This is a genomic window from Martelella mangrovi, assembly GCF_040545495.1.
Taxonomy (GTDB): domain Bacteria; phylum Pseudomonadota; class Alphaproteobacteria; order Rhizobiales; family Rhizobiaceae; genus Martelella; species Martelella mangrovi.
In genome coordinates, this window is record NZ_JBEPLY010000016.1 from 1 (window position 1) to 21,907 (window position 21,907).

Annotated in this window: 20 protein-coding genes and 1 pseudogene; 13 read left to right on the top strand and 8 right to left on the bottom strand. The window is 60.7% G+C overall.

The genetic code is table 11. The features are described 5' to 3' along the window. Nucleotides 1–74 precede the first annotated feature (74 nt). Together ABID12_RS18205 and ABID12_RS18210 are read right to left on the bottom strand one after the other, a co-directional pair. The gene (locus ABID12_RS18205) at nt 75–257 is read right to left on the bottom strand and encodes a hypothetical protein (RefSeq protein ID WP_354435535.1); all 183 of its coding nucleotides are present in this window, start codon (nt 255–257) and stop codon (nt 75–77) included. Between the two features lie 192 nt (nt 258–449). After that, nucleotides 450–1,358: a LysR family transcriptional regulator gene (locus tag ABID12_RS18210; protein ID WP_354435536.1), complete on the bottom strand. Its 909-nt coding sequence runs from the start codon at nt 1,356–1,358 to the stop codon at nt 450–452. A gap of 108 nt (nt 1,359–1,466) precedes the next feature. Between ABID12_RS18210 and ABID12_RS18215 the strand changes: the two genes are divergently transcribed. Further along, a complete protein-coding gene (locus tag ABID12_RS18215; RefSeq protein ID WP_354435537.1) occupies nt 1,467–2,321 on the top strand; it encodes a D-amino-acid transaminase in 855 nt (284 codons plus the stop codon). Nucleotides 2,322–2,339: 18 nt separating this feature from the next. Here the strand turns inward: ABID12_RS18215 and ABID12_RS18220 are convergent, their stop codons facing one another. Continuing rightward, nucleotides 2,340–3,266, bottom strand: a complete 927-nt coding sequence (locus tag ABID12_RS18220; RefSeq protein ID WP_354435538.1) for an isoaspartyl peptidase/L-asparaginase family protein — start codon at nt 3,264–3,266, stop codon at nt 2,340–2,342. Nucleotides 3,267–3,463: 197 nt separating this feature from the next. Here ABID12_RS18220 and ABID12_RS18225 point away from each other — a divergent pair, with 197 nt between their 5' ends. Genes ABID12_RS18225 through ABID12_RS18245 form a run of 5 tightly spaced genes read left to right on the top strand, consistent with a single transcriptional unit; the run spans nt 3,464 to nt 9,835 of the window. Beyond that, nucleotides 3,464–5,332 carry an ABC transporter ATP-binding protein gene (locus tag ABID12_RS18225; RefSeq protein ID WP_354435539.1) on the top strand — a complete coding sequence of 623 codons (1,869 nt, stop codon included), beginning with the start codon at nt 3,464–3,466 and terminating at the stop codon, nt 5,330–5,332. A 51-nt stretch (nt 5,333–5,383) separates the two neighbouring features. Further along, nucleotides 5,384–6,913 carry a glutathione ABC transporter substrate-binding protein gene (locus ABID12_RS18230; protein WP_354435540.1) on the top strand — a complete coding sequence of 510 codons (1,530 nt, stop codon included), beginning with the start codon at nt 5,384–5,386 and terminating at the stop codon, nt 6,911–6,913. Between the two features lie 55 nt (nt 6,914–6,968). After that, on the top strand, nt 6,969–7,889 hold the full coding sequence (locus ABID12_RS18235) for an ABC transporter permease subunit (protein ID WP_354435541.1): 921 nt from the start codon (nt 6,969–6,971) through the stop codon (nt 7,887–7,889). Between the two features lie 10 nt (nt 7,890–7,899). After that, nucleotides 7,900–8,799, top strand: a complete 900-nt coding sequence (locus ABID12_RS18240) for an ABC transporter permease subunit (protein ID WP_354435542.1) — start codon at nt 7,900–7,902, stop codon at nt 8,797–8,799. Nucleotides 8,800–8,806: 7 nt separating this feature from the next. Beyond that, entirely contained in the window at nt 8,807–9,835 is a 1,029-nt protein-coding gene (locus tag ABID12_RS18245; protein ID WP_354435543.1) for a DmpA family aminopeptidase, read from the top strand. Between the two features lie 14 nt (nt 9,836–9,849). Here the strand turns inward: ABID12_RS18245 and ABID12_RS18250 are convergent, their stop codons facing one another. Together ABID12_RS18250 and ABID12_RS18255 are read right to left on the bottom strand one after the other, a co-directional pair. Then, the gene (locus ABID12_RS18250; protein WP_354435544.1) at nt 9,850–10,671 is read right to left on the bottom strand and encodes a M55 family metallopeptidase; all 822 of its coding nucleotides are present in this window, start codon (nt 10,669–10,671) and stop codon (nt 9,850–9,852) included. A 180-nt stretch (nt 10,672–10,851) separates the two neighbouring features. Beyond that, the gene (locus ABID12_RS18255) at nt 10,852–12,180 is read right to left on the bottom strand and encodes an aminotransferase-like domain-containing protein (protein ID WP_354435545.1); all 1,329 of its coding nucleotides are present in this window, start codon (nt 12,178–12,180) and stop codon (nt 10,852–10,854) included. A 98-nt stretch (nt 12,181–12,278) separates the two neighbouring features. Between ABID12_RS18255 and ABID12_RS18260 the strand changes: the two genes are divergently transcribed. The 6 genes from ABID12_RS18260 (at nt 12,279) to ABID12_RS18285 (ending at nt 18,348) form a co-directional block, all read left to right on the top strand. Then, on the top strand, nt 12,279–13,232 hold the full coding sequence (locus ABID12_RS18260) for a substrate-binding domain-containing protein (protein WP_354435546.1): 954 nt from the start codon (nt 12,279–12,281) through the stop codon (nt 13,230–13,232). Between the two features lie 44 nt (nt 13,233–13,276). Next, a complete protein-coding gene (locus tag ABID12_RS18265) occupies nt 13,277–14,164 on the top strand; it encodes an ABC transporter substrate-binding protein (RefSeq protein ID WP_354435547.1) in 888 nt (295 codons plus the stop codon). Beyond that, nucleotides 14,161–15,099: an amino acid ABC transporter permease gene (locus tag ABID12_RS18270; RefSeq protein WP_354435548.1), complete on the top strand. Its 939-nt coding sequence runs from the start codon at nt 14,161–14,163 to the stop codon at nt 15,097–15,099. Before ABID12_RS18265 ends, ABID12_RS18270 begins: the two co-directional genes overlap by 4 nt. After that, complete coding sequence (locus ABID12_RS18275; RefSeq protein WP_354435549.1) at nt 15,096–15,875, top strand: amino acid ABC transporter ATP-binding protein; 780 nt, start codon at nt 15,096–15,098, stop codon at nt 15,873–15,875. Before ABID12_RS18270 ends, ABID12_RS18275 begins: the two co-directional genes overlap by 4 nt. A gap of 94 nt (nt 15,876–15,969) precedes the next feature. Next, nucleotides 15,970–17,160, top strand: a complete 1,191-nt coding sequence (locus tag ABID12_RS18280; protein WP_354435550.1) for a M20 aminoacylase family protein — start codon at nt 15,970–15,972, stop codon at nt 17,158–17,160. Nucleotides 17,161–17,244: 84 nt separating this feature from the next. Then, nucleotides 17,245–18,348: a carbon-nitrogen hydrolase family protein gene (locus ABID12_RS18285; RefSeq protein WP_354435551.1), complete on the top strand. Its 1,104-nt coding sequence runs from the start codon at nt 17,245–17,247 to the stop codon at nt 18,346–18,348. Between the two features lie 275 nt (nt 18,349–18,623). Here the strand turns inward: ABID12_RS18285 and ABID12_RS18290 are convergent, their stop codons facing one another. Continuing rightward, nucleotides 18,624–19,259 (bottom strand): TetR/AcrR family transcriptional regulator, encoded by a 636-nt coding sequence (locus ABID12_RS18290; RefSeq protein ID WP_354435552.1) that lies wholly within the window; start codon nt 19,257–19,259, stop codon nt 18,624–18,626. Nucleotides 19,260–19,331: 72 nt separating this feature from the next. Between ABID12_RS18290 and ABID12_RS18295 the strand changes: the two genes are divergently transcribed. Next, nucleotides 19,332–20,069: an SDR family oxidoreductase gene (locus ABID12_RS18295; protein WP_354435553.1), complete on the top strand. Its 738-nt coding sequence runs from the start codon at nt 19,332–19,334 to the stop codon at nt 20,067–20,069. 161 nt (nt 20,070–20,230) lie between these two features. Here the strand turns inward: ABID12_RS18295 and ABID12_RS18300 are convergent. Both ABID12_RS18300 and ABID12_RS18305 read right to left on the bottom strand, forming a co-directional pair. Then, nucleotides 20,231–20,347, bottom strand: a pseudogene (locus ABID12_RS18300) (isocitrate lyase/PEP mutase family protein); the annotation flags it as partial. Continuing rightward, entirely contained in the window at nt 20,334–21,419 is a 1,086-nt protein-coding gene (locus ABID12_RS18305) for a bifunctional transcriptional activator/DNA repair enzyme AdaA (RefSeq protein WP_354435554.1), read from the bottom strand. The gene ABID12_RS18305 and the pseudogene ABID12_RS18300, both read right to left, overlap by 14 nt. Nucleotides 21,420–21,907 lie beyond the last annotated feature (488 nt).

The following is a 21,907-nucleotide window of genomic DNA, read 5'->3' on the forward strand; positions in this document are numbered from 1 at the left end:
CGACATATCCGCCGACCTCCATCGGCAGATAGTTTGAATCAGACCGCGTCTGATTTGCATAGACCCGGATTCAATCAGTCAGGGAAATGCTCTAAATTTTGAGAACCGCCCTGATCGATCTCGTAGCTATCCGCAGGATCGCGAGACAGAACCCGGCCCAATCCGATCAATCCCATCGCGTCGGCCTTGATGTTGCCGCAGTCACAAAGCGCCATGCCGGTGGTCGCGCCCGCCGGATGCGGAAAACCCGGTACCAATTTTGCGCAATCGTGCCGCAGAGCAGGCAGCGAACGTGGAAGGGACCGGGCGTCATCCTTCCCCTTCCAGCCGTAAGGGTGGCAGAACCCAGCCCTTTTGCGCCAGTTCCTTCCGCAGGACCTGACGTGCCCATTCCAGCCGTTCGAAAGCCGGGCGTCCCCCTCCCCTGACGCAAACCCCATGACGTCCCGTCAGTCGAGATTGGGCAGGTGCGACCAGAATTTTTCCATGACCGCTGCCCCTGCCCCGGCCCGACGAAACGCGAGAATGTCGAGCTCGACATCGGTCAGTCCGCTCTCCAGGACGGCAAGCCTGCCCTCCTGTACCTCGCGCTCCACGGCGCTTTCCGGAAGCCAGCCTATCCCCTTCCCCTGCATCACCACCCTCTTGACCATTTCGGACATCGAGTTTTCGAAGACGGTGTACATCTCCGGCGCTTTCCCGCGCATCTCCCGCACCAGGTCCGACTGCACCTTTCCGAGAAAACAGTCCATCGTGTAGGATACGAGTGGCACGGCTTCGGCGGACGAGCCGTCGAGCACGGAAAAAATCGCCCGACCGTCCGCATCGACCGATGACACCAGCAGAAACGGATCAATGCCGATCTTGCGCGATTCAAAACGGCCCGCCTGCAGGATCGGCGGCCCCAGATGATGACCGTAACAGAGCGCTATTTCGCAGCGGCCGAGCGAAAGCGTCTCGATGCAGTCGTAAAAGTCGGTGGCGCTCATTCTGGTATTGAATGGCCCCGCCTTTTTTTCGATGTCGGCCTGAAGCTCGGGAAAAATACTGAGCGCGATCGTGTGCAATGCACTAACGGTCAGCACTTCAGCGCCGGTGCTCGCGTCGTGACGACAGTCATCGCGCAGACGATAGATCTCACGCATCAGGTCCCGGCCTGACTCGAAAAAGGTCTCACCGGCCTTGGTCAGCTTCACAGGAAAGCTGCTTCTGTCGATTAGTTCCGTGCCGACCCAGTTTTCAAGCGCGCGGATGCGGCGGCTGAAAGCCGGCTGGGTGACATGGCGGGCCGCCGCAGCGACAGAGAAATTGCGTACGGCCGCCAGTTCGACGAAATCTTCAAGCCAGATCAGTTCCAAGGCATGTCCTCTTACAATGTGCATAGGTTATAAAGAAACGGCATTTGCTACAACAAAATACAGATGCATGAATGCTCCGAAAAGCCAGCCTTACCGGAGATCGAGCGCATGCGAACCGTCTATGTCAACGGCGAATATCAACCTGAAACGACGGCGAAAATATCGATCTTCGACCGCGGTTTCATTTTCGCAGACGGCGTCTACGAGGTCACGGCCGTCATTGCCGGCAAGCTGGTGGATTTCCCCGGTCACATGGCCCGTCTGCGCCGCTCCCTCTTTGAAGTTGAACTGGCTCTCCCTCACAGTGATGAAGAGGTTCTGGAAATTCATCGTCAGTTGATTGCGCGTAACGCACTCGAGGAGGGGCTGATCTATCTTCAGGTTTCGCGTGGCGCGGCCGACCGGGACTTCATGTATCCGGCAGAAGATGTCCCGCCGACATTTGTCATGTTCACCCAGAAAAAGGCGCTGATCGATAATCCCGTGGCCGACCGCGGGCAGAAAATCATTCTGGTCGAGGACCAGCGCTGGCACCGGCGCGATATCAAGACCGTACAGCTTCTCTATCCGGTTCTGGCCAAGAACACGGCACGTCGTGCAGGGGCCGATGACGCATGGATGGTCGAAGATGGCTGCATCACCGAAGGCTGCTCGAACAACGCCTATATTGTCACGCAGGAAGGAACGCTCGTAACCCGTGAGCTGTCGACCGAGATTCTGTCCGGGATCACGCGGCAGTCCGTTCTCAAATGCGCTGATGACCTGCAGATCAGGGTCGAGGAACGGCCGTTTACGGTCGAGGAGATCAGGCAGGCGCGCGAAGCGTTTTCGACATCGGCATCCGGTTTCGTCAATCCGGTCGTCAGCGTGGACGGAACGGCCGTTGGTGATGGCAAGCCCGGCCCGGTCGCACACCGCCTGCGCGAGGTCTATATCCGGGCGAGCAGGGCCATGGCGATCTGATCGCGCGAGGGTGCCCCGTCAATCCGCGTAGATGCCGACCTCGACATCCGCCCCTTCCCATTGGGCGGCGCGGTACATGCCGGGGGTATTGAACCCGAACACGGGGCGGCCTTCACGACTGACCGCAATCACGCCGCCCCGGCCGTCGATCTCCGGCAATTCCCGCATCACCTTGCGGTCAACGGCCGCTTCCAGCGACAGGCCTGCATATTCCATCAGCGCGGCGATATCCCGCGCGACCGTCAGGCGGATGAACATCTCGCCGTGACCGGTTGCCGAAACGGCACAGGAACGGTTGCTGGCATAGGTTCCCGCGCCGATCAGGGGGCTGTCGCCGATGCGGCCGGGCCGTTTGTTGGTCATGCCGCCGGTAGACGTCGCGGCCGCCAGATCGCCCGCGCGGTCCCGCGCGACGGCGCCGACCGTTCCGAATTTGCGATCGTTGTGGTCCAGCGACACCTCGTTTTTCGCCTGAGCCTGAATGAGCTGCTTCCGGCGATACTCGGTTTCGAAATAGTCGTTGCTGACAGGTTCGATGCCCAACTCGCGGGCAAAGCGGGATGCGCCGTCGCCGGCCAGCAGGACATGCTGCGACCGCTCCATGACCTGACGCGCCAGACTGACGGGGTTACGGATATCGACAACGCCGGCGACGGCGCCGGCCGCCAGATCGCCGCCGCGCATGATGGCCGCGTCCAGCTCGAATGCGCCGTCCGCCGTCAAAACGGCGCCGTGGCCGGCATTGAACAGCGAATCATCCTCCAGCGCATTGACCACCGCTTCCACGGCATCGGCGCTCGAACCGCCACGCTCGAGAATGTCACTGCCGCGTGAAAGCGCTGCCGCAAGCGCTTCGCGATAGGTGGCTTCCCGCTCAGCCGACATTGTTTCCCTGAGAATCGTACCCGCGCCGCCATGCAGCGCGATTGCCCACTCTGTCTTCATTTCTGTCTGTAACCTCATGCTTTCGCAGCTCGTATCGAAGCACGCGCTTGCAGACAGCGCAATCCATCCCGCTATGCAAAGCCTGCATACGACATGCCGACTTGGCCTTGGACAACCACGATATACACCGCTTTCATACAGACGATATTGTGCAGCGCAGAACTCAAAAACGACCCGCTGCAGGGGAACAGGCTGATATGACGACAAGGAATCCGGCGCCGGTCACGGATGATGACGTTCTTCTGGATGTCGAGGGGCTGAGCGTTGCTTTTGGTGGCCAGGCGACCCCGTTCAGCGCCGTTCGCAATTTCAATCTCACGGTCAAGCGCGGTGAAACCGTGGCTGTCGTCGGTGAATCGGGATCCGGCAAATCCGTCACGGCGCTTTCGGTCATGCGGCTTGTCGAGTTCGGCGGTGGACGGATTGACAGCGGCACCATCAGCCTGCGTCGCCGCAACGGCGCGACGTCCGACATCGCTTCCCTCAGCGAGGACGAGGCGCGCGGCATGCGCGGCAACGAAATCGCGATGATCTTCCAGGAGCCGATGACGTCGCTCAATCCGGTTCTGCTGATCGGTGAGCAGATCATCGAAGCGATCGTGACGCATCAGGACAAATCACGGCGCGAAGCCGGCCGTATTGCCTTCGAAATGCTGGAACTGGTCCGCATTCCCAATGCCCGCGCCATCATGAAGCGCTATCCGCATCAGCTTTCCGGCGGCATGCGGCAACGGGTGATGATCGCGCTGGCGTTGTGCTGCAATCCGCAGCTCCTGATCGCCGATGAGCCGACGACCGCGCTCGATGTCACCATTCAGGCCCAGATCCTGCGGCTGATCCGCGATCTTCAGGCAAAAACCGGCATGTCGGTCCTGTTCATCACCCATGACATGGGCGTGGTGGCCGAAGTCGCCGACCGGGTCGTGGTGATGTATCGCGGCGAAAAGGTCGAGGAAGGTCCTGTCGAGACGATTTTCAAGGCGCCGCAGCATCCCTATACCAAGGCGTTGCTGAATGCCGTGCCGCGGCTCGGCGCAATGACCGGGACCCGCTCTCCTGCACCCTTCAGATTGCTTGCCTATGGCGAGACAGCAGCCGCGCAAAAAAACGATGAAGCACCGGCCCCGGCCGTCGATTATTCCGCGCCGCCGCTTCTGTCAGTGCGCGGGCTGACCACCCGCTTCGATATCCATGAGGGGATATTCAGCCGGGTCAAGTCGCGCGTCCATGCCGTCGAGCAGATCGACCTCGATATCTGGCCGGGCGAAACGCTCGGCATGGTCGGGGAATCGGGCTGCGGCAAATCGACGACTGGCCGTTCGCTGCTGAAACTCGTACAGTCGGACTACCAGTCGTTCACCTTCGACAACCGCAACATGTCGGAACTCGCGGCCGCCGATCTCAGGCGTCTCCGCCGGCAAATCCAGTTCATTTTCCAGGATCCCTATGCATCGCTCAATCCGCGGTTGACGGTCGGTTTCTCGATTTGCGAGCCGATGCTGATCCACGGTATCGAAAACCGCGCCAATGCCATGGATCGCGCCGTCTGGCTGCTCGAACAGGTCGGGCTGAGCGCCGATCATGCGCATCGCTATCCGCATGCCTTTTCCGGCGGCCAGCGTCAGCGCATCGCCATTGCACGGGCGCTGTCCACCAATCCGAAACTGATCATCGCCGACGAGGCCGTTTCCGCGCTCGATGTCTCGGTTCAGGCGCAGGTGATCAACCTTATGATCGATCTGCAGCGCCGCTTCGGCATTTCCTACCTGTTCATTTCCCATGACATGGCCGTGGTCGAACGCATCAGCCATCGGGTCGCGGTCATGTATCTCGGGCAGATCGTCGAACACGGACAGCGCGCGAGCGTGTTCGAAAACCCGCATCACAGCTACACGAAACGCCTCATGTCGGCGGTCCCGGTCCCCGATCCGGCTTTGCGCTATCGGGATCGCCCGCTGCTGACCGGCGAGATCCCGAGCCCCGTCCGGTCGCTTGACGACCCGCCGCAGCCGTTGCGCTTCGAGCGGATCGGAGACGCGCATTTTTCTGCCTATGAAACCCAATAACGAGAGCCCATCAGGGCCAGGATACCTTCAGAAGGAGATAACGGAATGAATTTGTTAAAGAAAATTATGCTGGGTGCGGCACTGACCGTCAGTGCGGCGGCGCTGTCGGCTACCGCCGATGCCGCATCCCTCAAGGTCGCGATGGATGCGACTGTCGACACGCTCGACCCGCAGGACAGCACGGCCAATGCCGTTGCCTCCGTTTCCAGCGGCATCATGGAACGCCTCATCGGCTTCGACAAGGATATGAAGCTCGTTCCGGTGCTGGCGACGAGTTGGGAAGCCAATGACGACGCCACACAGTTCACCTTCCACCTGCGCCAGGGCGTAACGTTTCAGGACGGCACGCCGTTCAATGCCGAGGCCGTCAAGGTCAACATGGACCGCCTCGCGGACCAGTCGCAGGGGCTGAAGCGCAACGGCATGATGCGCATGATCTCGTCCACGGACGTGATCGACGACTACACGGTTCGCATCAATCTGTCCGAACCCTTCGGCGCCATGCTGGCGACGCTTGCCCACCCGTCGATCGTTATGGAAAGCCCGGCAGCGCTTGAAAAATACGGCAAGGATGTCAGCAAGCATCCTGTCGGAACCGGCCCCTTCAAGTTCAAGGAATGGGTTCCCGGCGAACACCTGACCGTGGAGAAATATGACGGCTACTGGAAGGAGGGCTGGCCCAAGGTCGATGACGTGACCTTCGTGAAGGTCAAGGAAGCCGCTACCGCCGTCGCCATGCTGAAGGCGGGCGAGGTCCAGTACGTCGACAACATGTCTCCGGAACTGGTCAAGTCGATCGAGGCCGATCCCAAATTCAAGGTTCTCAATGTTCCCGGCATTTCCGTCTGGACGGCCTCGATGAACCTGATGAAGCCGGAATTTCAGGATCCGCGCGTGCGCGAAGCCTTCAATCTGGCCATCGACAAGCAGGCGATCGTACAGGTCGTCTTCTCCGGCTACGGATCGGTTCCCGATGCGCCGCTTGCCCCCAACACCGCCTTTTATTCGGCACAGACAGCCTATCCCTACGATCTGGAAAAGGCGAAGGAACTGATGAAGGAGGCCGGTTACGAGGATGGCTTCAAGATCCAGGCATGGGGTCGCAACAACACGACGGAAACCCGCATGTTGCAGATGCTGAAGCAGATGCTTTCGCAGATCAATGTCGATGTCGAAATACTGCCTATGGAGCCGGCCACCCGGTCCGAAAAGCTGTTCGGCAATATCGAACCGGAAGACCAGGAATTCGGCCTTGCAATCGGCGGTTGGTCGCCCTCGACAGGTGATGCCGACTGGCACCTTCGTCCGGTCTACGCCACCGAAGGCTGGGTCCCGAAGATCTACAACATGGCCCTCTATTCCAATGACAAGGTCGATGCAGACATCGCCGCAGGTCTGAGCTCGGCCGACGAAAAGGTCCGCGGCGATGCATACGCGGACGCCCAGTCGATCATCTGGAAGGACATGCCGGTGATCTGGCTCGCCATCAACAACAAGCTGGCAGGCGAGACGGCGAACCTCGAAGGTGTTCACCCGATGGCGGACGGCACCATGGTCTACGCCGACGCCGAATTCAAATAACGGATCGCAGCACTCCGGCGGGCTCGGCCCGCCGGAGCTTTTCAAGGTCTGATGGATGACAAGTTATTTCTTTCGGCGTCTGATGGCGATGATACCGGTGCTGGTGATCATCTCGCTTTTCGTGTTCGGTTTCGTTCACGTGCTGCCCGGCGATCCCGCCCGCATGCTTGCCGGCGAGGACGCCACACTCGCCGACGTGCAGGCATTGCGGCAGACGCTCGGTCTCGATCAGCCGTTGATCGTTCAGTATTTCACCTTCCTCAAAAATCTCGTCACCGGCGATCTCGGGACGTCGCTGCGCACCGGCGAGCCGGTCTACGACATGCTGGCGCGCGCCTTCATGCCGACATTCTGGCTGTCTTTCTGCGCGCTGGGATGGTCGCTCGTCTTCGGCCTGTTCATCGGCGTTTTCTCCGCCGTCCGACATGGTCGTTTTGCCGACCGGGTGGGCATGGTGCTCGCCGTCTCCGGCATCTCGATGCCGAACTTCTGGCTCGGCATCCTGTTGATGCAGCTGTTTTCGCTGAAGCTGAACTGGTTGGGAACCAGCGGATTCGAAAAGCCGCAGGACCTGATCCTGCCATCGATCACGCTGGGTTCTTCCGTTGCGGCCGTGATGGCGCGGTTCACCCGGTCTTCCCTCGTGGAAGTCATCCGGGAGGACTATATCCGCACGGCCCGCGCCAAGGGCCTCGCGCCGCGGCTCATCGTCTGGAAACATGCGCTGCGCAATGCACTGATCCCGATCGTGACCATGACCGGCCTGCAATTTGGCTTTCTGCTGGGCGGCTCGATCGTCATCGAGCGGGTGTTTCGCTGGCCCGGCCTCGGCTCCGTCCTGGTGGAGGCTATCGATTTTCGCGACTATGCCGTCATTCAAGCGGAGCTGATGCTGTTTTCCTTCGAGTTCCTGCTGATCAACCTTGTTACCGACATTCTGTACGGTTTCATCAACCCGACGATCCGGTACAAATGAGGCAATCACGATGAGCGACGTTTCCCAGACGCCGGATACGCAGACGGCCCCAAAGACCAGATTGCGTTCGCCTCTCGGCGAATTCCGGCGGCGCATGGCGAAGGAAAAGCTGGCGCTCTTCACCGGCGGCATTCTTCTGCTCATGCTGGTCGCGGCCCTGACGGCGCCTTTCTACATGCCCTACGGGCCGAACAGCTACGATTATGCCAATACGCTGGCGGGACCGAGCCTGAAACACTGGGCGGGCACCGACGAGTTCGGCCGCGACATCTTCACCCGCCTGCTTTTCGGCGCGCAGTTGTCGCTCTATATCGGCTTCGTTTCTGTTTCGATCGGCGCCGTGGTCGGCGTCGTTCTGGGGCTTATGGCCGGGTTTTACGGCCGCTGGCTCGATGCGGTGATCATGCGCATCTGCGATGTGCTGTTCGCCTTTCCGGGCATCCTGCTGGCCATCGGCATCATCGCCATTCTCGGCCCCGGTCTCGACAATGTCATCATCGCGGTCGCAACGTTCAGCGTGCCGGCCTTTGCACGCATCGTGCGCAGCGGGACGCTGGCGCTGAAGCAGAGCACCTATGTCGAGGCAGCGCGCGCGGCGGGTGCATCGAACAATATCATCATGTTCCGGCACATCCTGCCGGGCACGATGGGCAGCGTGATCGTCTATTTCACCATGCGCATCGGCTCGTCCATCCTGACGGCGGCAAGCCTCAGCTTCATGGGTCTCGGGGTCGAGCCGTCGACGGCGGAGTGGGGAGCGATGCTGGCGGCCGGACGGGAATATCTGCTGGCCGGCGCATGGTACCTGACATTCTTCCCCGGACTGGCGATTTTCGTTACCGTGCTATGCTTCAACGTCCTGGGGGACGGGCTGCGCGACGCGCTCGACCCCAAGCTGAGCGAGGCCTGACGACACGATGCGTTCTCTGCCACACGCCGCCGACTGGTGGACGATCCCGACGGGACCGCGCAACACGATCACCGATATCACGGGCGTTGCCGTCGGCCATGCCACGCTGACGGAAGGAACCGCCCGGACCGGCGTGACGGCGCTTCTGCCCCATGGCGACGACCTTTTCCGGCTGCGGCCGCCGGCCGGCGTCGCCGTTCTCAACGGCTTCGGCAAGAGCCTCGGCCTCGTGCAGGTCGCCGAACTCGGCGAGATCGAAACGCCGGTCCTCCTGACCAACACTTTCGGCGTTCATGCCTGCGCCGAAGCGCTGATCCGTTCGGCCATCCGCGCCAATCCGGCTATCGGGCGCGGCGACAGCACCGTCAATCCGCTGGTCTTCGAATGCAATGACGGCCGGATCAACGATATACAGGCCATGGCGGTCGACACGGCGCTGGCGATGTCGGCCATCGAGAATGCCGACGTCGAATTCGCGCAGGGCACAATCGGCGCCGGAACCGGCATGTCGACCTTCGGGCTCGCCGGCGGGATCGGCAGCGCCTCGCGCCGTGTCGCACTTCGGGGTGGAGCCTCATTCACGCTCGGAACGCTGGTGCTTTCCAATTTCGGCAAGGCTTCGCACTTGCGGGTCTTTGGCCGCAAGGTCGGTGGAGACAGCAGCACAGCACCCGCCGACAAGGGATCGATCATCGTCATTTTTGCGACCGACGCGCCGATGGAATCGCGCCAGTTGACGCGTCTGGCGCGTCGCGCGGGCGCCGGGCTCGGTCGGCTCGGTAGTCATTTCGGCCATGGCAGCGGCGATATCGCGCTTGCCTTTTCCACCGCGAACATGCGCGACATGCAGGCGAAAGCCGAAACCCTGCCGGCCACCCGCCTTGCCGAGCGCTCCATGGATGCCTTTTTCGAGGCCACAGTCGAGGCGACCGAGGAGGCCGTCCTCAATGCGCTGTGGAACGCCGAAACCATCGAGGGCTATTCCGGCCGCCGGTTGAAGACGCTGCGTGACATTCTGCCGGAAGCCGGTGGTTGATGGACCGGTAATCTTCAGACAAAAGCGCCGGCGATCAGCGCCATGGCGGCAAGCGTGCCGATGGCCTGACGGTGGCTTTCCACCGAAAATGACACCTCACGTGGCCCGGTGCGCTCGACGAAGGGCAGTAGTGTCACTGCATCTGTCTGTTGCTGGTGATGAAACAGGACTTTCATGGACAGCGGCGGCGTACACGGTGTCTCGACCGGCGCATTTTTCGCCGCGGCAACGGCCTCCGCAACGTCCCTTTCGATCAGCTTGCGCGATTCGGACGGCGACAGGCTGTCGGTCGCATTGGCACCGATCGCGCGCTTGACCACGATACGGCGGGCAGCGGGAAACTGTTCCGCGATTTCCCCGGCAAGCCGGTCGTCGCCGCTGACGGCCAGAAGCGGCACGCCGATGGAGGCGGCATAGCCTGCAAACAGCGTCGGTTCGCCGGTCAGAACGCCGTTCATCTCGATCCGGCGAAAGACGATGCCGCTGATCGTGTGCGACAGCGTACCGTAATTATCCGCCGCCGCGTGGTAGCCGATCAGCAGGGTACCGGCATACTCATCGGTGATGCCGTCGATCATGGTCAGGGGCCGGGGCTTTCCGGAAATCAGCCGGGCGCGCGGATCGAGGTCCTCGGCAATGATATTACGCATCGGCCCGTGCGAATCCGCCACGGTGACGTCGGTCGCGCCGCCGGCGAATGCGCCGCGGATGGCGGCATTGGCCTCCTCGGTCATCAGCCTGCGGGCAACTTCGTATTCGGGATTGCCGCGCGCGCCCTGCAGTTTCTCGGCCACGCCGGCCACACCCTCGATATCCATCGATATGAAAATTTTCATTTGTGGCATGTCCTCAAGCAGGTTGCGGTTCCGACGACATTTTTTGTCGTTTTTTTCGACGGGTTCTTGATGAAACCAAGCTTAGCGGCCGGCCGGGCGGCAGGCCAATTCCGTTTCGGCAAGGGCTATGCCGTCTTTGCATCCCGACGGCGCGGCAAGGGCTGGTGTCCTTGCCGAAAACTACATTTTGTGCGCCAGGATGATGGCGTCGGCGACCGCGTCGTAACGGTCCGTCAGGCAGCCTGTCGCCACGCGGATATGGTTGACGGGCGTGACCGAGAATTTCTCTCCGGGCTCGACGGCAATGCCGCGGGCGGCGAGCGTCACCATGGCGAATTGCTCGGATTCGACCGGCATCCAAAGGCACAGGCCGTTATCATCCCCGTCGATATGCAGGCCGCGTTCCGCCAGTGCCTGCCGCAGGGCGCGCGCGCGGTCGTGATAATGAGCGCGGGCATTGGCGATGATATCGGCGGTTTCTTCCCGTCGCAAAAGCCAGCTTGCCGCGCCCTGCAGCAGGCGGCTCGTCCAGCCGGCGGAAAAGCTGCGATAGGATTGGGTCTGGTTGATGACAGAGGCCGGGCCGGACATCACCGCCAGCCTTAAGTCCGGGCCGAGCGTCTTGGAAAACGAGAAGATATGAACGGTTCGCTCCGGAAACCGGCTGCCGAGCGACTGGCGCGGCGCGGCGGAGATATCCGCCACGCCATCGTCTTCCAGGATCAGCGTATCATGGCCTTCCAGAACATCGCCGAGAGCGGTAAGCCTCTCGGGCGAAACCGTTGCCGCCGTCACCGAATGCAGGCGCGGCTGGAAGATGAAAACGCTCGGATGGCGTTTAAGGGCTGCCGCCAGCGATTGCGGAACCGGACCTTCGCTGTCGCACTGCACCGGGACGATCTCAACGCCGCGATCTTCCAGGATGTCGAGCAGGCGCATGGCGGTCGGATGCTCGATGGCGACGCAGGCGCCGGGCAGCAAGATCGCATGCAGCAGGGTGTAGACGGCGTTGTAACCGCCATTGGTTGCCAGAAACGCCTCGGCCTCGTAAGGCCATGATGCCCGCACGGCGGCTTCCAGTTCGGGAACGATGCGGCTGCGGGTGTAGAGATTGACGCCCTCCGTCTCGACGCTTTTCGCCAGCGCTTCGGCCAGCGGCGGCAGCAATGCCGGATCGGGAACGGCACGCGACAGGTCGATGACGTCCGCGCCGTAATCGCCGGAGCTTGCCAGTCTCTTCGGCTGGGCGACGAGCCGGTCGCCGATCACCCATGTGCCGTTGCGCCCGCGCCCGCTCAGCACCTGCTGACGCCGAAGTTCGCGCCAGGCATTGGAAATGGTGGCCGGGCTGACGCCGAGCGCAAAGGCAAGGTCGCGCACCGCCGGAAGGCGCGCGCCGACGGGCAGCAGCCCGGAGCGGATCAGCGCCGTTGTTTCCAGCGCAATACCGTGAATGGAGGTGTCGCTGATTTTCCCGGCGAACCATTCCGCTTCGACAATTTCGGACATCCATCCTCCCGTTTTAAATGTTCAATAACGTAATAACATTTGTTTTATGAAGATAAACATTTATTTTTCGATCCAGCATGATCGGAAATGGACAGGCAATGACACTGAAACTGCGCATAGCGCTACGCGACTGGGACTACATCACGCCACTGATCCTGAAGGATGTGCGCTCGGACCGGGTTTCGCTGGAAATCGAACGGGTCGGCACCCTGATCGGCGATCTGGGAAAAAGTGAAACATTCGACGCGGCGGAACAATCTTTCAGCCGCTATACGCAGATCATTCATGACGGCCGTGATGACATTGTCGGCATCCCCGCCTTCATCATGCGCGGTTTTCGCCACCGCTGCATCATCACGACCCGGAAAAGCCCGCTGAAAAGCCTTGCCGACCTGAAGGGCAAAAACATCGGCGTCACCGGCTGGCGCGATTCCGGCAATAGCTGGACGCGCGCCGCACTCCGCCGCGCGGGCGTGGAAATCGAGGATGCCCGCTGGTTTGCCGGCCGCCTGACGGCCGAACATCCGATCACCGACCGTCTCGACGGGTTTGGCCGTCCCGGTCTGATCGAGGCATGCCCGGACGAGCGGCCGATGACCGAACTTCTCGAGGAAGGTTTTCTCGACGCCGTATTCACGCCGTTCATGCCGTCCGGATTTTTCGAAGGGACATCGCCCTTCCGTCAGGTCGTCGAGGATTTCGTCGCGGCCGAGACCCGTTATTTCCACGATGTCGGCTATGTGCCGGGCATGCATCTTGTCGCCGTAAAGGCCCGTATCATCGATGCCAATCCATGGCTGCCGGAAGAACTTAGCCGGATGATCGAGGAAAGCGGCCGGATGTGGACCGCCAAGCGCCGCAAATATGCCGATACGACGCCGTTCATGCTCGACGAGCTGCGCCGCTCCGCAATGGCGCTGCCGGATGACTGGCAGAAGAACGGTCTTGCCGCCAACCGGACGATGATCGCCGATTTCGCCAGCGAGCTTTACGAACAGAAAATCCTGCCGCGTCTTCTGTCGCCGGAAGACCTGTTTCCACGCTTCACATGAACCAGCCAATTCAACATACCAACCAACAAGAAGGGAACGAATTCATGAAACTATTGACCATTGCCACTGCCGCCCTCGGCATCGCCATTGCCGGGCACGCCCTTGCCGAAGACATGGCCATTCCGCAGCAGGAACAGAACGACGCGCTGCGCGCCCGCCTGCCCGCCGACATTCTCGACGCCGGCAAGATGACGTCGGTAAACAACGGCTCCTTCCCACCCTATGAGATCGTCACCGGGACCCAGATGGACGGCGCAAGCGCCGACCTGACCCATGCGCTGGGCCAGATTCTCGGCGTTGAGATCGATCATGCGACCGTCGGCGGCCTGCCTGCGCTCCTGTCCGGCGTAAACTCCGGCCGCTACCAGTTCGCCTTCGGGCCGATCGGTGACTTCGCCAGCCGCGAAGAGGCAAATGATTTCGTCGACTGGGTACAGGAATATGTCGTTTTCGCCGTACAGAAGGGCAATCCCGAGGGCATTACCTCCCTCGATACGACCTGCGGAACCCGCATTGCCGTCATGGCCGGCGGCTCGGCCGAACGTGTGATCAAGGCCGCATCGGAAAAATGCGTGGCCGATGGCAAGGCCGAAGTTGAGGTCCAGTCCTATACCGACCAGCCGAGCTCCATTCTGGCCGTCCGTTCGAAACGCGCCGATGCCTTCTTCTCCTCGCAGGCGCCGCTGACCTATTTCGTGTCGCAGGCCAACGGCCAGCTTGAGCTTTCCGGCGTCGGCCAGAAGAACGGCTTCAACGATCTCTATCAGGGCGCTGTCGTGCCCAAGGGTTCGGAAATGGCCGGCATCCTGAAGGACGGTATCCAGATCCTGATCGATAACGGCACCTATGCCACCGTCATGAAGAAATGGGGGCTGGAGAACAACATGCTCGACAAGACCGCCATCAACCTCGGCGGAAACCTTCCGAAATGAGCGTATCGGACAACAGCGGCGCGTCGCCTTCGGGCGACGCGGATTTCATCAACGTTGCTGATGCTTCCAGTCCGTTCCCGCTGAGGCGCGTCCTGGCCTGGATCATCGCGGCGATTGTCGTCGTCGATTTCATCTGGATCATCGCCCATAACGAGAATTTCGGCTGGCCGGTCATCGGCGAATACCTGTTCAATCCCATCGTTCTGAGCGGTCTCTATGTCAGCCTCGGTCTGACCGTCGTTTCGATGGTGATCGGCGTCATTCTCGGGCTTGTCCTTGCCGTGATGCGGCTTTCCAGCGACCGGCTGACGGGTTCGATCGCCGGGCTTTACATCTGGTTCTTCCGCGGCACGCCGCTGCTTGTCCAGCTGATCTTCTGGTACAATATGTCGACGCTGTTCCCGGAACTTTCGATTACCATCCCCTTCGGGCCGACGCTGGCGAGCTGGGATACCAATTCAGTGATCTCGCCGCTGACGGCGGCGATTGCCGGGCTTGCCCTCAACGAAGCCGCCTATATGGCGGAAATCATCCGCGGCGGTCTGCTCTCCGTCGACAAGGGGCAGAGCGAAACCGCCGCCGCCTTCGGCATGAAGCACGGCCGCGCGCTGTGGCGGATCATCATCCCCCAGGCCATGCGCTCCATCGTGCCGCCCACCGGCAACCAGCTGATCAGCATGATCAAGGCCACCTCGCTTGTCAGCGTCATCGCCATGGCCGACCTGCTTTATTCGGTGCAGTCGATCTACAACCGCACCTTTGAAATCGTGCCGATGCTGCTTGTCGCCGTCATCTGGTATCTGTTCATCACATCGATCCTCAATGTCGGACAGGGCTATATCGAACGCTATTACAGCCGCGGCGACCGCAGCCGCGGCAGCCGCAAACTGACCCGGCCGCAGGAAGAAGAACTGGCAGAGGAGGCAAGCCATTGACCACTGAAACGACCGGCCAGCCTCTCGTATGCGCGCGCAACGTTCACAAGTCCTTCGACCATCTGGACGTGCTGAAAGGCATCGATCTCGACATCATGCCGGGCGAGGTCGTCGTCATCCTCGGGCCGTCAGGCTCGGGAAAATCCACCTTCCTCAGATGTATCAACCATCTCGAAGCAATCCAGCGCGGCGCCGTGATCGTCGATGGCGAGCAGATGGGCTATGCCCGGAAGGGCGACCGGCTGGTCAGGCTTTCCGGCAATCAGATCGCCCGGCAGCGGCGCAAGATCGGCATGGTCTTCCAGCAGTTCAACCTCTATCCGCATATGACCGTGCTGCAGAACCTCATCGAAGCGCCGGTCGGCGTTCATGGCGAGAAACGCAGCGATGCGATCGCCCATGCGCGCCAGCTTCTGGAACGCGTCGGGCTTTCCGACAAGGCGGATAACTATCCGGCCCAGCTTTCCGGCGGTCAGCAGCAGCGCGTCGCCATTGCCAGGGCGCTGGCGATCCGGCCGAAACTGATGCTGTTCGATGAACCGACATCGGCGCTCGACCCGGAGCTTGTCGGCGAGGTTTTGAACACGATGCGCGACCTTGCCAGGCGCGGCCTCACCATGATCGTCGTCACTCACGAGATCGGCTTTGCCCGCGAGGCCGCCGACCGGGTGGTGTTCATGGATGGCGGCCATATCGTCGAGATGGGGCCGCCGGATGCGGTGATCGACAACCCGCAGCACGAGCGCACCCGCGCGTTCCTCTCCCGCTTTCTGTGATCCCGCTGCCGGCAGTGTCCGAAAGGCCTGCCGGCAGATCGCATTTCAGACCGCGCGAAGCCGGTCTTATCCAAGTTATCCGAAGGAACAGGTCATGCTTCATGACAATACCAAAGCCCGTCTTGCCGATTTCGACGACAGGAAGGAAGAGCTGACGGCCATACGCCACTACCTTCACCAGAACCCCGAGCTTTCCCACAAGGAGGAAAAGACGGCGCGTTTCGTTGCCGACAAGCTGAAATCCTGGGGCTACGACGTCACCGAGAATGTCGGCGGATACGGTGTCGTTGCGGTCCTGTCGAATGGGACAAGCAAGCGCGGCATTGCCATCCGGGCCGATATGGATGCGCTGCCCATCCGAGAGGAGACCGGGCTCGACCATGCCAGCGCCAATGACGGCGTGATGCATGCCTGCGGCCATGACGGCCATACGACGATCCTGTTGGGGGCTGCCGAATATCTGGCCCGCACCCGCCGTTTCGACGGCACGCTGACGCTGATCTTCCAGCCCGCCGAAGAGGCCGGCACCACCAGCGGCGCGCAGAAGATGATCGAGGACGGCCTGCTGGAGCGGTTTCCCTTCGACATGATTTTCGGGCTGCACAACCATCCCGGCGCCCCGGAAGGCCAGATATTGCTGCGCGAAGGCCCGCTGATGGCCGCCGCCGATACGGTCGAGGTTCTAGTGAAAGGACGCGGCGGTCATGCCTCGCGCCCGCATCTGACCGTCGATCCGCTGGTGACCGCGTGCCACATGGTCGTCGCCCTGCAGATGGTCGTCTCCCGGTTCACCGATCCCACCCAGACCGCCGTCGTCACGGTCGGCACGATCCATGCGGGTGAGGCCGTCAACGTCATTCCGGAAACCGCGCGTTTCGCCATCACCGTCCGCTCTTTCGACGAGGATGTCCGGGCAAACCTCGAGACCCGGATAAGGCAGATGATCGCGTCGGTCGCAGCCGGTCACGGTGCAGTGGCGGAAGTGGACTATCAGCGCGGCCATCCGGTGGTCTTCAACGCGGCGGAACCGACCGCCCTCGCCCGCTCCGTGGCCGAAGAGCTTGTCGGCGAAGACAATGTCGGCACCTGCAACCTGATCCCCGGCAGCGAGGATTTTTCCCATTATCTGGAGTTCCGTCCCGGCTGTTTCGTCCGTCTCGGCAACGGCGTCGATTCCGCCGTCCTGCACAGTTCGAAATTTGACTTTGCCGACGAAAGTCTCACTGTCGGGGCAGCGCTGTGGGCGCGGCTTGCGGAACGCTTTCTGGAAGAAGACGCCGGCTGACCGACGTCGGTATCTGCTGTCCAACCTGACGATGCCGCAGCGCTTGCCAGTCTGTTTTCCAACGCGTATCCGGAGATGAAACCCTTGTCCGATTTCCTGAACAACCGCCAGAGTCCACAGACGATCCGCGCCGCCGTCGTACAGGCCGGGCCGGTCCTGTTCGATACCGCGAAGACGATGGCCAAGCTGGAAACGCTTGTCCGTGAGGCAGCTTCACAGGGGGCGGACCTTGTCGTTTTGCCCGAGGCCTTTGTCGGCGGCTATCCCAAGGGGCTCGATTTCGGCGCCCGTCTGGGGATCCGCAGCCCGGAAGGGCGCGACGATTTCCACCGCTATTATGAAAGCGCCATTGACCTGCCCGGGCCGGAGGCCGCCCGCCTCGGCGAGATCGCGCGCGACAATGGCGTCCATCTCGTCGTCGGGGTGATCGAGCGCGATGGCGGCACGCTTTATTGCAGTTCCCTCTCCTATGCTCCCTCGGGTGATCTGGTCTCAAAACACCGCAAGCTGATGCCGACGGCGCTGGAACGGCTTGTCTGGGGCTTCGGCGACGGTTCGACCATCGGCGTTGCCGAAACGGCCATCGGCCGCATCGGCAGCGTCATCTGCTGGGAAAACTATATGCCGCTGTTGCGCATGGCGATGTATGCGCAGGGTGTCGAACTCTATTGCGCGCCCACCGTGGACGACCGCGACACATGGCTGCCGACCATGCGCACGATTGCCATCGAGGGCCGCTGCTTCGTCATCTCGGCCTGCCAGTATTTCAAACGCAGCGACGGACCAGAGGATTATTGTCCTATCCAGGGCGACGATCCCGACACCGTCCTGATCCGCGGCGGCTCATGCATTATGGATCCGCTCGGCACTGTGCTGGTCGAACCCGATTTTACTGGCGAGACAATCAAGCTGGCGGACCTCGACCGGAGCCTGATCACCAAAGGCAAATACGACCTCGACGTCGCCGGCCACTACGCCCGCCCCGACGTCTTCAGCCTGTCGGTCGACACCCGCCCGAAAAAGGCTGTCGTATTCAACGGGCCTGCGCAACCGGAGCCCGGAAGCTCCGCTAAACACAAGCCACACGTCAGTGAACGTGAGCTGATTGATCGGCAACCCGGTCAGCATCCGATGGAAAGCACTAACAATTCAGAACCGGCAGACGCTCACAAGCCATCAGAAAGATGAAATAAACAAGGCGAGCAACAAGCGTGATGCGCCATCAAGCGAGAGACGTACAAAGAATGCAACCGCAAACCGTTCACCGCGGTCGGACATGACGGCGGCGGCGGCAATTTCATGGCCATCGCTCCCATCGGCCAACAAGCCAATCGAAGAAATCGATGCTTATCTCCTTCCGTCGCTAAATGCGGCTCTCGACGAACTGGCATGGTGGTCGTGGGCGACAGTGGCAGCGACCGGAGCACCGACATCATCCGTTTCGTGCGCGTTCAACATCAGACCTATTCCCGTATTCTCACCGTCTCGAGATAGGCTCGGCAGATTTTCACGAGTTGACACCGAAAGGCCGGGAAACGCTCGACAGTGTCAGCACCCTCGATAATTTGACGTGTTCCGCCGGCGACGATCGCAACCCAGCTAAAAACGACATGGTCGATATCCTTGATGACCGCATCATTCGCGCCATCAAGAAGGGCATGTGCCGCGTTGTACAGGCGGCCGAAAGCCGCGTCGACCAATTCGGTCATATCGAACCGTGAGGTTGCATGATAGAGCGCCCGTGATACCTCGGGATCGGCTGCTTTTGCGTCAACATACGCAGTAACGAAAGCATCGCTGCACTGCATTAGCGTCCGCCCATGAGACGTGCGGCAGGCTTGCTCGACCGCCGAGGCAGTCAAATCAAGGTGCCGACTGACAAGCGCGTAGAGCAAAGCCTCTTTGCTGGGGGCGTATTGATAAAGTGTTCCCACAGATACGCCAGCCCTCTCAGCGATGCGGCGGGTCGTCAGCTTTTCAGCTCCGTCCCGCAGCAAAACCTGAACAGTCGCTTCCAAAATTGCCTCGACGGTTGCTTTCGATCGCTTCTGGACCGGTGCCTTACGGGGCTCGAGGCTGCCCGAAGTCGGTGAGTTCATATGCGAATACCAAATCTGACACTTTGTTCATATATTGAGATCGAGTTCCGAAATTGCAAGAAAGTCAGCTCCATGAACAGCTCATCAAAACGCATCGCCCTGGTGACCGGGGCCAACAAGGGCATCGGATACGAGACTGCGCGTCAGCTTGGACACGAGGGATGTGTCGTCCTGCTCGGCTCCCGTGATCCCGCGCGCGGAGAGGATGCCGCTGCGCGCATGAGCTCCGAAGATATCGATGCGCGGGCGGTCACCCTCGATGTAACAGACCGAGCCACTTTGGAGACTGCTGCACGCTACATCCAGGAGACCTTCGGCAGGCTTGACATTCTGGTCAACAATGCAGGTATCGGCGCGGCCTCGGATGGGCCGGTAAGTTCGGCGGATCTGATGGAAGTTCGGCGTGTCTTCGAAGCCAACTTCTTTGGCGCATTGGAGGTGACGCAGTCCATGTTGTCACTTCTCAAGAACGCTCCTTCAGCCCGAATTGTGAACGTATCCAGCGGCCTTGGATCACTTGTCCGGAATGGCGATCCGGAGTGGGAATTCGCGGGCGTACAAATGATCGGCTACAACGGTGCAAAAGCAGCCCTCAACATGGCAACGGTGCTGCTTGCAAAGGAGCTGAACGAGATCGGGATCAAGGTGAATTCGGTCGCACCGGGCTTCACTGCGACAGACTTGAATGGAGGTGGTCCGGGAGCGCAATCGGCGGCGGAAGGCGCGCGAGCGTCGGTCGCAGCGGCCCTATTGTCAGACGACGGACCGACAGGCCGTTTCCTAACGCAAAGCGCTGAAGAGCCTTGGTAATTGGACATCTCCGTGTGCTCGCGGATACCGGCCCAGCGACCATCTTGGGTTTAATGCACCAACGCTGAGCGCATTGCCTTGAAAGCCCGCCTCAACAGCACTGCAGCGTCCAGTTGCGCCGTTCTCCTATCCTTGAAACAGCAAATCGCGTTGCCGGAGAACGCTCCCGCTTCTTCTACCGCTTTCGCCCCGCCTGCGTCCCAGATGTTGTAAAGCACCAGCGGATTGCCCTTTTGATGCAGTTGTGCAAGGCGCGATGCCTTTTCAGTCTGTGACATGATGATTTTCTCTCGCCTTTTCCGATAGGTATTGTCGTTCGATTTCCAGAAGTTTCTGCTTGCGCCAGAGCCCGCCGCCGTAACCGGTCATCGAACCATCTGCACCGATGACGCGATGGCAGGGGACGACCAGAGCGATCTGATTTGCACCATTTGCCCGGGCGACGGCGCGAACCGCTGAAGGGCGGCCGACGCTGACCGCGATGTCCGAATAACTGCGCGTTGTGCCAGCCGGTATCTTCCTTAACGCGTCCCAGACCGCACCGCTGAACTCCGATCCATGATAGGCGAGCGGCGTTTGGAACTCTGATGATGAGCCGCTAAAGAACGCGTCCAGCTCCTCTTTGATCTGCGCGGCCGGTTCTGTCTGCCCGATGCCAAGGCGGCCCTTGGCGTGAACATTCAGTCTTTCAAGTTCCTTGGGAAGCGCCTTTCGATCAATGAATTCGAGAAGGTGAAGCTGCGACGCGCTGGTGACAGAGACCATGTCGCCGAGTGGCGTCTGAACCCAGTCGGCAAATAGTAGCGGATCAGTGGACAGCTTGCCGGGCGCCTTTCCAAGCAGCTTCAGAAACGCTGCCCGGAATGCGCTCGCTGACTCAAAACCTGCATCAAGCTGCCCGTCGATTACCGCGCCGCCACCTGCCAATGTCTCGAACCCGTCCCGCAGGCGTCGCTGACGGGCCATCTCCAGAAACGTCATCCCGAATTGCCGCTTGAAACTTCGCCTGACGGTGGAAAGATCGAGCCCCATCCTCTCGATGTCGCTTTCGCGCCATCGATAGTCGGGTCTCTCGTCCAGTGCCGCCAGAAGGGTAGCAATCGCGGGATCGGCCATGGCCATCGGCTCAAGCGGGTGGCACCGTTTACAGGACCTGTATCCGGCTTCGAGACATTCCCCTACCGTTCCGAGGAACGTGCAGTTCTCTTTCCTTGGTTTGCGGGCCGGGCAAGTCAGTCGGCAAAAGACACCGGTCGACGCCACACACACGTAGACCTGTCCATTAAAACGGGTGTCGCGGGCCAAAAGCGCTTCGTAGAGCGTATCGTGGTCGGGAAGATCAAACAGCATGGTGACATGGATAGCACAGGAACAAGTCCATAGCGCCGAAGATCAGGCGCCTATTCAATTATTCCGAGGCCAATAATGCGGACGTTCGTGCAATCTGCACATCCATCACTCTGGACTCGGACCCGACCTTCGCTACGCGGTGCATGAATATCCGCCTTGATTTTGGGTCAGGAATCTGACGGAAAGCCAAATATCTCTGACAGACGACAATAGAGCAAGGTGAGGCCAAGGACCGCACTCAGGCTGTCAGAACGCGTGCACCGAGCGCGCTGAGATTGGTCATCGCAAGTAATGATGGTTGCGGGGGTTCACAATCACCGATGCCTACATTCGCGGGAGGTGCCTGTTTGACAGGTTAACCAGCTACTATCTGCCGACGCACGATCTTCGCAAGCGGCATTTTCTGACATAGGCACCCCCATTGCGCGGTAACCGGTTCGGGAGAACTGTAGCCAGCTTTGTGATCGTCAGGCTCGAATATCTCCTCA